The sequence below is a fragment of the Kiloniella laminariae genome (assembly GCF_027214005.1).
Classification (GTDB): Bacteria; Pseudomonadota; Alphaproteobacteria; order Kiloniellales; family Kiloniellaceae; genus Kiloniella; species Kiloniella laminariae_A.
Genome location: NZ_JAPWGY010000002.1, coordinates 357,305 through 370,277, shown reverse-complemented (window position 1 = coordinate 370,277; position 12,973 = coordinate 357,305). Strand labels below are relative to the sequence as shown.

Here is a 12,973-nt window from a genome sequence, read left to right as displayed (position 1 = left end):
AGTTCTATCACTTTTGCCGGTTAGCCACCTGCCGCTTTCCTTACTGTTTTGGCGGCAAAAAGCGCCACAAGGTCCTGCAGGTGTTCAATCTGCCTTGTATCTAACCCCGAAGCGTCTGCATTACAATTCTTCTTTGCACGAAGGGGCGGAATTATTGCTTTTTCAAAGCCGAGCTTGCTGGCTTCTTTCAAACGGCTTTCTGACTGACTGACAGATCTGATTTCACCTGACAGACCGATTTCACCAAAAACGACAGTCTTTTCAGGGACTGGAATGTCCATTGCGGCAGAGATCAGAGCCGCAGCCACGGCCATATCTGCGGCTGGTTCACTGATCCTCAATCCCCCCGCCACGTTCAGATAAACTTCGTTTCCTGCCAGAACAAGACCACAGCGGGCTTCAAGCACGGCAAGGATCATCGCCAGTCGACCGGAATCCCAGCCAACAACGGCACGGCGCGGGTTGGCCTGTTGGGAGGGGGAGACCAGTGCCTGGATCTCGACCAGGACGGGACGTGTCCCTTCCAGCCCGGCAAAAACGGCGGCACCGGAAATGTTGCCACGCCGTTCTGCAAGAAACAGGGCCGAGGGATTTGAAACCTGCTCCAGCCCTTGTTCGGACATTTCAAACACCCCGATTTCGTCGGTCGGGCCAAAACGGTTCTTTGCCGCACGCAGGATTCGAAAGTGATGCCCCCGCTCTCCTTCAAAAGTCAGTACCGTATCGACCATGTGCTCGAGAACCTTAGGTCCGGCGATCACGCCTTCTTTGGTGACATGCCCAACCAGCAAAAGGCAGAAACCGCGTGCTTTGGCCAGCTGGATCAGCTCCTGTGCCGAGGCACGAACCTGGGAAACGGTGCCGGGGGCTGAATCCAGACTGTCGATAAACATGGTCTGGATCGAATCAATCACCACCACTTGCGGCGGGTTGTGTTCGTCCAGTGTTGTGGCGATGTCCCTGACCGAGGTTGCCGAGGCAAGCAGGAAATCATCAGCCTTGAGGCCGAGCCTTCTGGCGCGCAGGCGAACCTGATCAATGGCTTCTTCACCTGATATGTAAACACACCGGGCTTTTGCATGGGTTGCGAGAGAGGCAAGTATCTGGGTCAGTAGGGTCGACTTCCCGATACCGGGATCTCCGCCAATCAGAACAGCTGAGCCCGGAACAAGGCCGCCACCGCAGACCCGGTCAAACTCTGCATTGTTACTGACATACCGGGTGAGGGGCTTGCTGCTCCCTTCAAGGCTGACAAACTCGATCTGTTTGCCCTTGCGGATATTTTTTTTGGCGAGGCCACCGGGCACATTCGAAGAACCTGCTTCTTCAGTTATGCTGTTCCATTCGTGGCAGGATTCACACTTGCCGCTCCATTTGGCGTAATCTGCACCACAGGATTGGCAAACAAAGCGGGTTATATTCTTGGCCAAGTCAAACCTCCTCGGCGATAAAGTCAGGAGATTATCACTGACCTGAAATTTTACTGACCTGAAATCAGGTCTCTTAGCCGGTTGCCCTGTCGGTACCGGTCAAGCGGAACTGGATCGGGCCCTCTAACAGGCCATTGATAAACTGATGGATATAGGGGTTATCAGTTGTATCAAGATCCGGGGTGTTCCCCACCCAGGCAATCTTTCCATCATAAAGCATGGCGATGCGATCGGATATACGTCTGGCACTGTCCATGTCGTGAGAGATGGTCAGGGCCGTCGCGCCTAATCCCTGAACTGACTGGACGATCAGCTGGTCGATTACATCTCCCATGACCGGATCAAGACCGGTTGTCGGTTCATCAAAAAACAGGACATCGGGAGAGGTGGCGATGGCACGGGCCAGCCCGACACGCTTGCGCATCCCGGTGGACAGTTCAGCCGGGAATTTTCCGGCAAAACGTTCTCCAAGACCAACCAGTGCCAGTTTCTCCATGGCGATTGTGTAAGCGTCGGATTTGGACATGCCATGGGCTTGCATCAGACCGAAAGCGACGTTCTCCCATATCGTTAGGGAATCAAACAGGGCGGCGTACTGGAACAGCATGCCAAATTTCTGACGCACGACTTCCATAGCGTCGTTCCCCAGACCAACGATCTCCTGTCCATCGATCTCGATGCTGCCGGAGTCAGGTTTAAGCAGACCAAGAATGCATTTGAGCAGGACCGATTTCCCTGTGCCAGAGCCCCCGATAACAACAAGAGATTTTCCCTCATGGATATCCAGGTCGAGACCGTCGAGCACGACCTTGGGGCCAAAGGCCTTGTTCAGGCCGCGAATCCGGATTTTGACCGGCGGGTTTTCCTGGGCGTTTTGTTGATTGTTCTTCTGGGATGTCTGAGACGTCATCGTGCTGGTCATCTTGAGAAAAACAACTCGGTGATCAGATAGTTGAAAGTCAGGATCAAAATCGAGGCAGAAACCACTGCATTGGTTGTTGCTGATCCGACCCCCTGTGCACCGCCTTTGGAATTGAAACCGTGGTAACAGCCCATCAGGGTAATAATAAAGCCGAAAGCTGCTGCCTTGACCAAACCGGAAATCACGTCGATTGCTTCCATGAAATCCAGGGTGTTTTTCAGATAGGTTGCAGGATTGAAACCGAGCTTGTGAACGGCAACAAGATAGCCGCCAAACACGCCGATGGTATCGGCGACGAGCACCAGTATCGGCAAGGTCAGGACCCCTGCAATCACTCGCGGGGCGATGAGATATTTGAAAGGGTTGGTTGCCAGCGTGTAAAGTGCATCGATCTGCTCGGTAACCCGCATGGTGCCAATCTCGGCGGCCATGGCAGCCCCGACACGCCCGGCGACCATCAATCCGGCAAGTACCGGTCCCAGTTCACGAGTGATGGAGACGATCACCACATTGGGGATGGCGCTTTCTGCAGAAAAACGGGCAAAGCCGGTGTAACTCTGCAATGCCAGAACCATGCCGGTGAAAATGGCGGTCAGACCAACGACGGGAAGGGAGTAATAGCCCACCTCGATCATCTGTTTCAGAATCAGCCGGGGATAGAAGGGGGGGCGAAAACAGTGGGAGATTGCAGTTGATGCAAAAATCGACAGGCGGCCGATGATCTCAAGGAAGGCAAGGGTCAGGCGACCAAGGGGCTGAATAAGGGGCATCGCGTAAACCGTCGGGATCTTTCTGTTGCAGAGATAGCCTGACCAAAACGGCTGGCAATCCTTGGTATGATCGTATTTCCCGGAAAAATCCGGGGGCATTAATCTGAAAAATTATCGAGGGATTTTGACGTGATTCCAGTGAGATAACAACCTGCTATTACACAACTATTACACAAAAGGTCTGTCCCGGCACGCCGGGGCCCCACACGGGGGAGGGCTGACCTTTGATTTCGACTTGATAGTTTGTTGATATTGAAGGGAAAAAGATATTTTCTTCTGGTTCTTGCTCCGGCGATCTAGTGGTGTTCCGGCAGGTGATCATCAGGGGCCAGATCGGAAAATTTGGTGAATTCACCGTTAAAGTGCAGCTCAACAGTCCCGATGGGACCATGGCGCTGCTTGCCTATAATCATTTCGGCCTTGTTTCTCGCAGCTTCGAGACGGGCTTCGTGGTTGGCAAGCTTCTCGTGGAAACGGTCAGTGGAATCTTCGGCGCCCTGTCCCGGTTTTTCACGGGCAATGTAATATTCGTCGCGATAGAGGAAAAGCACCACATCGGCGTCCTGTTCGATCGATCCGGATTCGCGCAAGTCCGAGAGCTGGGGTCTTTTGTCTTCGCGCTGTTCTGTCTGACGTGAGAGCTGGGAGAGGGCGATGACCGGGACGTTCATCTCCTTGGCAATCCCTTTCAGTCCACGGGAAATTTCTGAAACTTCCTGAACGCGGCTGTCACTATTCCCGCCGGGGGCGCCGGACATCAGCTGAAGATAATCGACGATGATGATGTCCAGCCCGTGCTGTCGTTTCAGGCGGCGAACACGGTTGCGTAAGCCGGGAACAGTCAGGTTTGGTGTGTCGTCGATAAAGAGCTTGTAGTTGGACAGGGCACGGCTGACCTGAAAAACGTGTTCGAACTGATCATTGTCCAGTTCACCGCGGCGCATCAGATGGGACGGCATCTCTGCAGCCGAGGACAAAATCCTGCTTGCAAGCTGGTCAGCTGACATCTCGAGAGAGAAAAAAGCCACGGACATGGGGATTTCTGTTTCTTCACCATCGGCGTTATGACCAGGTTTGGTCGCCTGGGCGATATTGAAGGCGATGTTGGTGACAAAAGCGGTTTTCCCCATGGAAGGGCGGGCAGCGAGAATGATCAGATCCGAGTGGTGAAAACCGCCAAGAAGTTTGTCTACATCACGCAGACCGCTGGAAATTCCAGCCAGACCATCGCCCTGTTTCATCGCGACGTTGATATAGTTGATTGAGGTTGCGAGGGCATCGCCAAAGGAAACAAACCCGCCTTCGGTCTGACCGGCCTCAGCCAGCCGGTAAAGTTTCTGTTCTGCACCCTCGATCTGTTGTGTCGCCGAAAGATCCAGGTCGTGAGTATGGGCGTTGATAACGACTTCTTCGCCAAGATTGATCAATTCGCGCCGGATATAGAGATCATGGATAATCTTGCCGTATTCAGAGGCATTGATGATCGTGACAACACTGCTCTGCAGTTCAGCAAGATAGCTGGTCCCGCCAAGCTCTTCCAGACTTCCGCTGCCGGAAAAATAGTTTTTCAGGGTTGTGGCATTGGCCAGCTGTCCGCGCTCGATCAGGGTTTTGCATGCCTGGAAAATTTCGGCGTGGGCCGGGTCGGCAAAATGCGCGGGCAAGAGGAAGTCAGAGATCCGTTCAAAAGCCTTGTTGTTCGCCAGTACGGCGCCCAGCAGGGCCTGTTCTACCTCATAGTTATGAGGGGGGGAACGTAACTCCGGGCCATGATGGCCCATATTGTCGTGGTCCATCAATCCCATGGCATCATGTCCCATTGAACCGTGATCGGCTCCATCATCAAAGGGGATGTCAGAATCATAGGGAGGAATCGCGTCGTCTTCCATGGGCCTCAAGCTTGCATCTGTCGTTATTTTGTAAATACACCCCTGCCACTTCCGGGATCAGTCTTCTTGCCGATTCCTTGCTGGTGCGCAGGATTGTGAATGTAGCGATCTGGACTGTGGAAGTACAGATTGGAAATGAAAACGGCGCCACAACGGGCGCCGTCTTATAACATGATCCAGATGGAAAGAAGAAGATTACTCTTCGCTTTCGCCTTCTGTCTCAACAACTTCTTCTGCTTCAGCTTCTATTTCAGCAGCTTCAGCATCACGGGAAGAAACAGGTGCATCGGCTTTCACCTGAAGCTTTGCTTCTTCCAAAGAACGTGCCGCATTGACGACGATACCAACAGAAACTTCTGGGTGCAGAACGACTTTAACATCGTGCAGGCCAAGAGTTTTGATGACCTTGTCGAGAACGACCTGGCCACGGTTGATGGTAATACCCGCGTCAGCAACAGCGTCAGCAATGTCACGTGTGTTCACAGAACCGTACAGCTGGCCGGAATCACCAGCCTGACGGATCAGGGAAACAACGAGACCTTCCAGCTTCTCAGCAACCTGCTGTGCTTCAGCACGGAGCTGAAGGTTGGTTGCTTCAAGCTGTGCACGCTGAGCTTCAAACTGTGCAAGATTGCTTTTGGTTGCGCGCATTGCTTTCCGCTTTGGCAGCAGGAAGTTACGTGCGTAGCCCGGCTTGACCGAAACCACATCACCCATCTGGCCAAGCTTTTCGATACGCTCGAGAAGGACGACTTGCATAATACTATCTCCTTCCTTAACCGATGATGTATGGCAGAAGAGCCAGGAAGCGGGAGCGTTTGATTGCCTTGGCAAGTTCACGCTGCTTTTTGGCAGATACTGCGGTTATGCGGCTTGGTACAATTTTACCGCGCTCGGAAATGAAACGCTGCAGAAGACGGGTGTCTTTGTAGTCGATCTTTGGTGCATTTGAACCAGAGAACGGGCAGCTTTTACGACGACGGTTGAAAGGACGACGGGAACCAACGCCCTGGCTAACGATCTGAACGGCCATGTCTGTTCTCCCTTAGTTAGCTGCTGCTGCATCGCGCGGAGCGCGATCGCCACCACGGCCACCACGGTCACCACCGCGATCGCCACGATCACCACGGTCATCACGACCGCCGCGACCACCACGACCACCGCGTTCATCACGGCTGCCACGATTCTGCATGATAACGGAAGGACCTTCTTCCAGTTCATCAACGCGCAGAGTAAGGGTACGCAGAACGTCTTCGTTCAGCTGCATGATACGTTCCATTTCGAGGATCGCGGCGGCAGGTGCATCGATGTTCATAAGAACGTAATGGCCTTTGCGGTTTTTCTTAACGCGGTAAGCCAGGTTACGCAGACCCCAGTATTCTGTTTTTGCAACAGAACCACCATTTTCAGTGATGATGGTGGTGAACTGTTCGGTTAGTGCATCGACCTGAGAGGACGAAATGTCCTGACGTGCGATGTATACACACTCATAAAAAGCCATAGTTACTCCTCACGGCTTTGTGGAAAGGGCTAAAAACCCTTATCCGGAGCTGGCGTCCTCATGATCCGCTAGAGGTCACCAGCAAGGAGTTGATTTATTGCGGATAGACGAAGCGGAATATAGCGATCCTGTGGAACGGGTCAAGTCCCGTAAGTTGTCCAGATTCTATGGTTAATCCTCTTCTGATCTATCGATTTGATATTTATGAATTATTTTGATTTTTCTCAGTTGGTTTCCTACTGGCAGAACAACAGTGAAAACGACGTGCAGGACTATTTGCTGCGCAATTTATTGCATCTTTGGCCGGACAGGGCTATTTCTGGGCCGGAATTAAACCAGAATTGAACCTGTGTAGAACAATGCATTTGCTGGCTTTATTATTGAGAGGCAGCCGGGCAGGAAACAGGGCAAGGTAGTGTAATTCGACGCCGGTTTCGGATTTGTATCTGCCTTTGCCGATGAAACTTTCGGGTCTATGAGGTTTTCAGGCAGGGTTTTAAATGATTGCAGTAAAGGAATAACAATATGAAACGTGCTTTTGTCTTTCCTGGTCAGGGATCGCAGGTTGTCGGCATGGGCAAGGAACTGGCAGAAGCCTACCCTGTCGCTCGCCAGGTATTCGAAGAAGTCGACGACGCTCTGGGTCAGAAACTTTCACAGCTTATGTTCGAAGGGCCAGAGGGTGATTTGACTCTGACGGAAAATGCACAGCCGGCCTTGATGGCTGTCAGTATGGCTGTGGTTCGCGTGCTGCAGAGCGAGGGTAACTTCAGCCTGTCTGATCACGGTATTTGTGTCGCCGGGCACTCTCTGGGTGAATATTCGGCTCTTGCAGCCGTGGGCGCGCTGGAGCTGTCAGATGCCGCGAGATTGCTGAAGTTGCGTGGGCAGTCCATGCAGCAGGCGGTTCCTGTGGGACAGGGGGCAATGGCTGCTTTGCTGGGCCTGGATTTTGAAGAAGCCGAAGCCGTTGCCAAAGAAGCCGCGCAGGGGGAAGTCTGCTCTGCTGCCAATGACAATGCGCCGGGCCAGGTGGTGATCAGCGGACATCGGGGGGCGATCGAGCGCGCGCTGGATATTGCCAAGGAAAAAGGTGCCAAGCGGGCATTGTTGTTGCCTGTCAGCGCCCCGTTCCACTGTTCTCTCATGGCCCCTGCTGCTGATGTTATGGCCGAGGCGCTGGCGGGTGTGACCTTGCGCGCGCCGTCCTTGCCGGTGATCAGCAACATAGCGGTTGATTTTGTCAGTGATCCCGAAGCGATTCGGAATTTTCTGGTTCAGCAGGTAACGGGCGTGGTGCGGTGGCGCGAATCTGTCCTCTTTATGAAAGAGCAGGGCGTTGAACAGCTTGTTGAACTTGGGGCAGGGAAAGTCCTGAGCGGCCTGGTTCGACGTATCGACAAGGAACTCGAGTCCGAAAATGCCGGGACACCGGCAGAAATCGAAGAGCTACTTAAGGTACTTTAGGTTTCAGGGGGGGGGCTTGGAACGGAGCCCCGATTCCTGCGATCATGATACTTGTACATATTTTTCATGCCACTTGGTCTGAGCCCCCGGATTGGGTACTCTTTCCGGGCAATATATATTTCTAGGAGTTATAGATGTTTGATCTTTCCGGCAAAACTGCCCTGGTAACTGGTGCTTCTGGTGGCATCGGGCATGCAATCGCTGCTGCATTGCATGCCCAGGGGGCGACAGTTGGCCTTTCTGGTACACGGGTAGAAGCCTTGGAAAAGGTTGCGGCGGAACTTGGCGGGGAGCGGGTCTTTGTCCTGCCTGCCAACCTTTCTGAGCCCGATGCTCCGGCTGATCTGATCAAACGGTCCGAAGAGGCAATGGGCCAGGTGGATATCCTGGTCAACAATGCCGGCCTGACACGGGATAACCTTGCCATGCGTCTTAAAGACGAAGACTGGGACATGGTTCTGGCCGTGAACCTGACCGCAAGCTTCCGTCTGGCAAAAGCCTGTATGCGGGGCATGATGAAACGCCGCTGGGGCCGGATTATCGGCATTACCTCCGTTGTCGGGACAACGGGCAACGCCGGGCAGACCAACTATGCTGCTTCCAAGGCTGGGCTGATTGGCATGAGCAAATCCCTTGCCCAGGAAATCGCGTCGCGTGGCATTACAGTGAACTGTGTTGCACCGGGTTTTATTGCGACAGCCATGACAGATGTTCTCGCGGAGGATCAGAAAGCCAAGCTTCTGAGCACTATTCCCTGTGATCGTCTGGGGACGCCGGAAGACATCGCCGCGTCGGTTACCTACCTTGCAAGTAATGAAGCGGCCTATGTTACAGGTCAGACCTTGCATGTGAATGGCGGAATGGCCATGATATAATCTGTAATTGACCCTTTGACGTGGAATCTTTATGAAGGAGATACGTCAAGGGCGTTGGCAAGCCGCTGAAAAGTGTGTTATGAGGCGGCGCCTCTCTGCAGAAAGCAGGGAAATAATAGGAATTCAGGCCATACGGCCATAAAGAAACTCCGCCGAAAGGCGATAATTAGTTAAGGGCTAAGTTTTATGAGCAACGATGTCGCTGATCGCGTTAAAAAAATTGTAGTTGAACACCTGGGTGTTGAAGAGTCCAAAGTTGTAAATTCTGCAAGTTTCATCGATGACCTCGGTGCGGACAGTCTGGATACCGTCGAACTCGTTATGGCTTTCGAAGAAGAGTTCGGTTGTGAAATTCCTGATGATGCAGCCGAGAAAATCGTCACAGTTCAGAACGCTGTCGATTTTATTTCGGAAAACGTTTAATCGTTTTTGCGCCGGGACACTGTCCCGGCGTTTTCGTCTTTAATAGTAATAGAGACATCCCCGTATCATGCGTCGTGTCGTAATTACCGGTCTCGGTATGGTTTCTCCTTTGGGCAGTGGTGTTGATCACATCTGGTCACGCCTTATCAACGGGGAATCCGGTATCAACAAAATCGAAGGTTTCGAGATTTCGGATCTTCCTTCACAGATTGCCGGTCAGGTTCCTGCTGGCGAGACTTCCGAAGGTCTGTTTAACGTCGAAGAATTTGTTCCTGCAAAAGATCGCCGGAAACTGGATCCTTTTATCGTTTTTGGCATGGCTGCTGCACAGCAGGCCATTGAGGATTCCGGTTGGGAGCCGCCAAACGAGGAAAGCCAGTTTCGCACTGGTGTCATGATCGGCTCGGGGATCGGGGGGCTGCAGGCGATTGCCAATGGTGCTCTGATTCTGGAAGAAAAAGGCCCGCGCAAGCTGTCGCCGTTTTTCATTCCTTCGGCCCTGATCAATCTGGTTTCAGGCCAGGTCTCCATCAAGTACGGCTATAAAGGTCCGAACCATGCGGTTGTGACGGCCTGTTCTACGGGCGCGCATGCCATTGGCGATGCGGCTCGTCTGATCATGCTGGATGATGCCGATGTGATGATTGCCGGCGGGGCCGAAGCCGCTGTCTGCCGCCTTGGTATCGCCGGGTTCTGTGCATCCCGCGCGCTGTCTTCCGGTTACAACGATGCTCCTGAAAAAGGATCGCGCCCCTGGGATCAGGGACGGGATGGTTTTGTCATGGGCGAGGGTGCCGGGGCTGTTGTTCTTGAAGAACTCGAACACGCCAAGGCCCGCGGTGCGACCATCTATGGCGAAGTTGTCGGCTATGGTCTCTCTGGTGACGCCTATCACATCACCGCGCCACCTTCTGATGGCAATGGTGGTTTCCGGGCAATGTCCGCGGCACTGAAACGCGCCGGGATTTCTGCGTCAGATGTCAATTATATCAACGCACACGGGACCTCCACACCGCTGGGTGACGAGATCGAGTTTGGCGCTGTGAAGCGTCTGTTCGGTGGCAATGACAACCTTTGCATGTCTTCGACCAAATCCGCGATTGGCCACCTTCTGGGAGCTGCCGGTGCTGTCGAGGCGATCTTCTCGATCAAGGCAATCCAGGAAGGCGTTGTCCCGCCAACCCTGAACCTCGAAAATCCTTCCGAAGAATGCCGGGGCATCAATCTGGTGCCGCTTGAGGCCCAGGAACGCAAGATCGATATCGCGCTTTCCAACTCTTTCGGATTTGGCGGAACCAATGCCAGCCTTGTGCTGAAAGCATTCCGTTAATCGTTGATCTTGTGAGCGAAGAATCCAACAAAACGACGAGGCCTGCTTTTCTGAAGTGGGCCTCGTTTTTTTTGGCGCTGCTGGTTCTGGTGGCCGCGATTCTGGCCTATACGGCCCAGGTCCGGTTTCTGGCGCCCGGTCCCTTGCAACAGGACGTTTCCGTCCTGATCCCGCGCGGTGCCGGGCTGGAGAAAATCACCGGTCTGCTGGAAAAAGCCGGCCTGCTGGAAAAAGAAGGCATTATCGACGATGCGCTTATCTTTCAGCTTGGCGCACGCTATACGCAGCGCTCCAAAAACCTGAAGGCGGGGGAATATCTTTTCCCGGCCCAGGTTTCCATGGACCAGGCCATCGCCATCCTCGAATCTGGCAAGAGTATTGCCTATGCGGTGACAATCCCCGAGGGCAAGACCTCGCAGGAAATCGTCGATATCCTGCTGGCTGAACCGGCGCTGGAAGGTACGATCAACCAGACACCGCAAGAAGGCAGTCTGCTGCCGGAAACCTATCACTTTGTCCGTGGCGACAGCCGCCAGTCGATCATCGACCGCATGCAGGCGGATCTGACCAGAACCCTGCAGGATCTCTGGGACAAACGCCAGGAAGGCCTGCCGCTCAAATCCCCGCAAGAGGCCCTGATCCTGGCCTCGATCGTGGAAAAGGAAACCGGGGTCGCTTCGGAAAGGCCGCTGGTCGCAGGCGTCTTTGTCAACCGCCTGAACAAAAGCATGCGGCTGCAGTCTGATCCCACGGTGTCCTATGGCATTACCCTGGGCAAACAGCCGCTGGGGCGCAGCCTGACCCGCGCCGATCTCAAGGCCCTGACCGCCTATAACACCTACACCATCGACGGCCTGCCCCCGGGGCCGATTGCCAATGTCGGCAGGTCGGCGCTCGAGGCCGTGATGCAGCCCGCCGCGACCAAATATCTTTACTTCGTTGCCGATGGCACCGGCGGGCATGCCTTCGCCCGCACCCTGAAAGAGCACAACAAAAACGTCCGGATCTGGCGCTCGGTCCAGATGAAATAGCACCGGATCTCGCCAGAGCCCTGAAAAAATGGCAAAATGTGGCTCTTTTGAATGATTTTAAGCGTCACATGCGATGTTTGCTTGACCTTTTGTAAATGTCGGGTAGTTTTGCCAAACCCGTGAACGCCCGAAGGAAAAGGCTAGCTGTATGGCTAAAGAAGAACTACTTGAATTCAGTGGTACTGTTATCGAGAAACTGCCGAATGCGATGTTTCGTGTTCAGCTGGAAAACGGTCACGAGATCATTGCTCACACTGGTGGCAAGATGCGTAAATTCCGTATCCGTACCATGGTTGGTGACAAGGTTGACGTTGAAATGACCCCCTACGATCTGACCAAGGGCCGGATCACTTTCCGTCACAAATAATCCTTTTCTTTCTCCGTCGTCAGGCTGGAGCCGCAGCGCGTTTTGTCTTTGACGGAACGCGCCTTTTGCGTTTGTGGCCTTGCCACTTTACGTTGCTTGCTCTGCGACATGAGGCTGTCCGAATCACTGCTTTTTCGGCAGGCGGTCCGATACAAACTCGGTCATCCACAGCGGCAGCCAGGAAAAGACCAGCACCGCCAGATACATTGGCAGGGGAAAGGCAATCCTCGGCCTGTTGCGCTTCAGGCCCCGGGCGATGATCCCGGCGGCCTTTTCGCCGGTCATCAGAAACGGCATGGGGAATTTGTTGGCATCGGTAATCCGGCTGATGACAAAGCCGGGGGTGATCACCGACAGCCGGATGTTATCCTGCTTCAGGCTGCCGCGCAGCCCTTCGCCCCAGGCCCGCACCGCCGCCTTGCTGGCGCAATAGGCCGGGGCACTGGGCAAGCCCTTGAACGACGCCAGTGACGAGACAATAGCAATCTGCCCGCCACCATTTTGCCTGAAGATTTCAATCGCGGGCAGGACGCTGTTCATCACTCCCGTAACGTTGATCTCCATGATCTCGCGGGTCTGGGCCGCACTTTCGCCCGACTTGCCCGTTCCCCCGGAAATCCCGGCATTGGCAATCACCAGGTCCAGCCCGCTGTTGCGGTTGGCTTCTGCTATCGCGGCTTCACAGGCCCCGGCGTCGCGCACATCCAGCTGCAGCGCCTGAACCCTTGCCCCCTTTGTCTGACAGCGCGCGGATATTTCATCCAGACGAAGCCTGTCGCGCCCGGTGAGATAGAGCATAACCCCCGGTCCGGCATAGTTTTCGGCCAGCGCGGCGCCAATGCCACTGCTTGCTCCGGTAATAAATATCGATTTCGGGTCAGTCATTCTTGCGGAGCCTTGCCTGCTTTGAGTATAACGCATTGGAAACTAATACCGCTTGCGGTAAAAGTAAAATAACACGGGCCTTT

14 protein-coding genes are annotated in these 12,973 nt (G+C 54.0%); 6 read left to right on the top strand and 8 right to left on the bottom strand.

Annotation, left to right across the window (positions count from 1 at the left end):
- Positions 1–20: 20 nt before the first annotated feature.
- The 7 genes from radA to rpsF form a co-directional block, all read right to left on the bottom strand.
- A complete protein-coding gene (gene radA, locus O4H49_RS06430; RefSeq protein WP_269422611.1) occupies positions 21–1,430 on the bottom strand; it encodes a DNA repair protein RadA in 1,410 nt (469 codons plus the stop codon).
- Positions 1,431–1,503: 73 nt separating this feature from the next.
- Positions 1,504–2,340: an ABC transporter ATP-binding protein gene (locus tag O4H49_RS06425; protein WP_269422610.1), complete on the bottom strand. Its 837-nt coding sequence runs from the start codon at positions 2,338–2,340 to the stop codon at positions 1,504–1,506.
- Between the two features lie 8 nt (positions 2,341–2,348).
- On the bottom strand, positions 2,349–3,122 hold the full coding sequence (locus tag O4H49_RS06420; RefSeq protein ID WP_269422609.1) for an MlaE family ABC transporter permease: 774 nt from the start codon (positions 3,120–3,122) through the stop codon (positions 2,349–2,351).
- 296 nt (positions 3,123–3,418) lie between these two features.
- The gene (locus O4H49_RS06415; protein ID WP_269422608.1) at positions 3,419–5,011 is read right to left on the bottom strand and encodes a replicative DNA helicase; all 1,593 of its coding nucleotides are present in this window, start codon (positions 5,009–5,011) and stop codon (positions 3,419–3,421) included.
- A gap of 195 nt (positions 5,012–5,206) precedes the next feature.
- Positions 5,207–5,770, bottom strand: coding sequence for a 50S ribosomal protein L9 (gene rplI / locus O4H49_RS06410; protein ID WP_269422607.1), 564 nt, complete (start codon positions 5,768–5,770; stop codon positions 5,207–5,209).
- Positions 5,771–5,786: 16 nt separating this feature from the next.
- Positions 5,787–6,044, bottom strand: a complete 258-nt coding sequence (gene rpsR / locus O4H49_RS06405) for a 30S ribosomal protein S18 (protein ID WP_020594060.1) — start codon at positions 6,042–6,044, stop codon at positions 5,787–5,789.
- A gap of 12 nt (positions 6,045–6,056) precedes the next feature.
- On the bottom strand, positions 6,057–6,512 hold the full coding sequence (gene rpsF, locus O4H49_RS06400) for a 30S ribosomal protein S6 (protein WP_269422606.1): 456 nt from the start codon (positions 6,510–6,512) through the stop codon (positions 6,057–6,059).
- A gap of 525 nt (positions 6,513–7,037) precedes the next feature.
- Here rpsF and fabD point away from each other — a divergent pair.
- The 6 genes from fabD to infA all read left to right on the top strand — a co-directional run bounded on the left by fabD (position 7,038) and on the right by infA (position 12,005).
- Positions 7,038–7,979, top strand: coding sequence for an ACP S-malonyltransferase (gene fabD, locus O4H49_RS06395; protein WP_269422605.1), 942 nt, complete (start codon positions 7,038–7,040; stop codon positions 7,977–7,979).
- Between the two features lie 134 nt (positions 7,980–8,113).
- Positions 8,114–8,854: a 3-oxoacyl-[acyl-carrier-protein] reductase gene (gene fabG, locus O4H49_RS06390; RefSeq protein WP_269422604.1), complete on the top strand. Its 741-nt coding sequence runs from the start codon at positions 8,114–8,116 to the stop codon at positions 8,852–8,854.
- A gap of 186 nt (positions 8,855–9,040) precedes the next feature.
- Positions 9,041–9,277 carry an acyl carrier protein gene (locus O4H49_RS06385; RefSeq protein ID WP_020594055.1) on the top strand — a complete coding sequence of 79 codons (237 nt, stop codon included), beginning with the start codon at positions 9,041–9,043 and terminating at the stop codon, positions 9,275–9,277.
- 67 nt (positions 9,278–9,344) lie between these two features.
- The gene (fabF, locus tag O4H49_RS06380) at positions 9,345–10,607 is read left to right on the top strand and encodes a beta-ketoacyl-ACP synthase II (RefSeq protein ID WP_269422603.1); all 1,263 of its coding nucleotides are present in this window, start codon (positions 9,345–9,347) and stop codon (positions 10,605–10,607) included.
- An 11-nt stretch (positions 10,608–10,618) separates the two neighbouring features.
- Complete coding sequence (mltG, locus tag O4H49_RS06375; RefSeq protein ID WP_269422602.1) at positions 10,619–11,638, top strand: endolytic transglycosylase MltG; 1,020 nt, start codon at positions 10,619–10,621, stop codon at positions 11,636–11,638.
- Positions 11,639–11,786: 148 nt separating this feature from the next.
- A complete protein-coding gene (gene infA / locus O4H49_RS06370; RefSeq protein WP_020594052.1) occupies positions 11,787–12,005 on the top strand; it encodes a translation initiation factor IF-1 in 219 nt (72 codons plus the stop codon).
- Positions 12,006–12,128: 123 nt separating this feature from the next.
- Here infA and O4H49_RS06365 read toward each other — a convergent pair whose 3' ends face one another.
- On the bottom strand, positions 12,129–12,890 hold the full coding sequence (locus O4H49_RS06365) for an SDR family NAD(P)-dependent oxidoreductase (RefSeq protein WP_269422601.1): 762 nt from the start codon (positions 12,888–12,890) through the stop codon (positions 12,129–12,131).
- Positions 12,891–12,973: the final 83 nt, after the last annotated feature.

Excerpts from the sequence above, each read along its gene's own strand:
- rplI (WP_269422607.1), bottom strand. The coding sequence starts at position 5,770 with ATGCAAGTCGTCCTTCTCGAGCGTATCGAAAAGCTTGGCCAGATGGGT.
- O4H49_RS06420 (WP_269422609.1), bottom strand. The coding sequence starts at position 3,122 with ATGCCCCTTATTCAGCCCCTTGGTCGCCTGACCCTTGCCTTCCTTGAG.
- fabF (WP_269422603.1), top strand. The coding sequence starts at position 9,345 with ATGCGTCGTGTCGTAATTACCGGTCTCGGTATGGTTTCTCCTTTGGGC.
- O4H49_RS06365 (WP_269422601.1), bottom strand. The coding sequence starts at position 12,890 with ATGACTGACCCGAAATCGATATTTATTACCGGAGCAAGCAGTGGCATT.
- O4H49_RS06415 (WP_269422608.1), bottom strand. The coding sequence starts at position 5,011 with ATGGAAGACGACGCGATTCCTCCCTATGATTCTGACATCCCCTTTGAT.
- rpsF (WP_269422606.1), bottom strand. The coding sequence starts at position 6,512 with ATGGCTTTTTATGAGTGTGTATACATCGCACGTCAGGACATTTCGTCC.
- fabG (WP_269422604.1), top strand. The coding sequence starts at position 8,114 with ATGTTTGATCTTTCCGGCAAAACTGCCCTGGTAACTGGTGCTTCTGGT.
- rpsR (WP_020594060.1), bottom strand. The coding sequence starts at position 6,044 with ATGGCCGTTCAGATCGTTAGCCAGGGCGTTGGTTCCCGTCGTCCTTTC.
- O4H49_RS06425 (WP_269422610.1), bottom strand. The coding sequence starts at position 2,340 with ATGACGTCTCAGACATCCCAGAAGAACAATCAACAAAACGCCCAGGAA.
- fabD (WP_269422605.1), top strand. The coding sequence starts at position 7,038 with ATGAAACGTGCTTTTGTCTTTCCTGGTCAGGGATCGCAGGTTGTCGGC.
- infA (WP_020594052.1), top strand. The coding sequence starts at position 11,787 with ATGGCTAAAGAAGAACTACTTGAATTCAGTGGTACTGTTATCGAGAAA.
- O4H49_RS06385 (WP_020594055.1), top strand. The coding sequence starts at position 9,041 with ATGAGCAACGATGTCGCTGATCGCGTTAAAAAAATTGTAGTTGAACAC.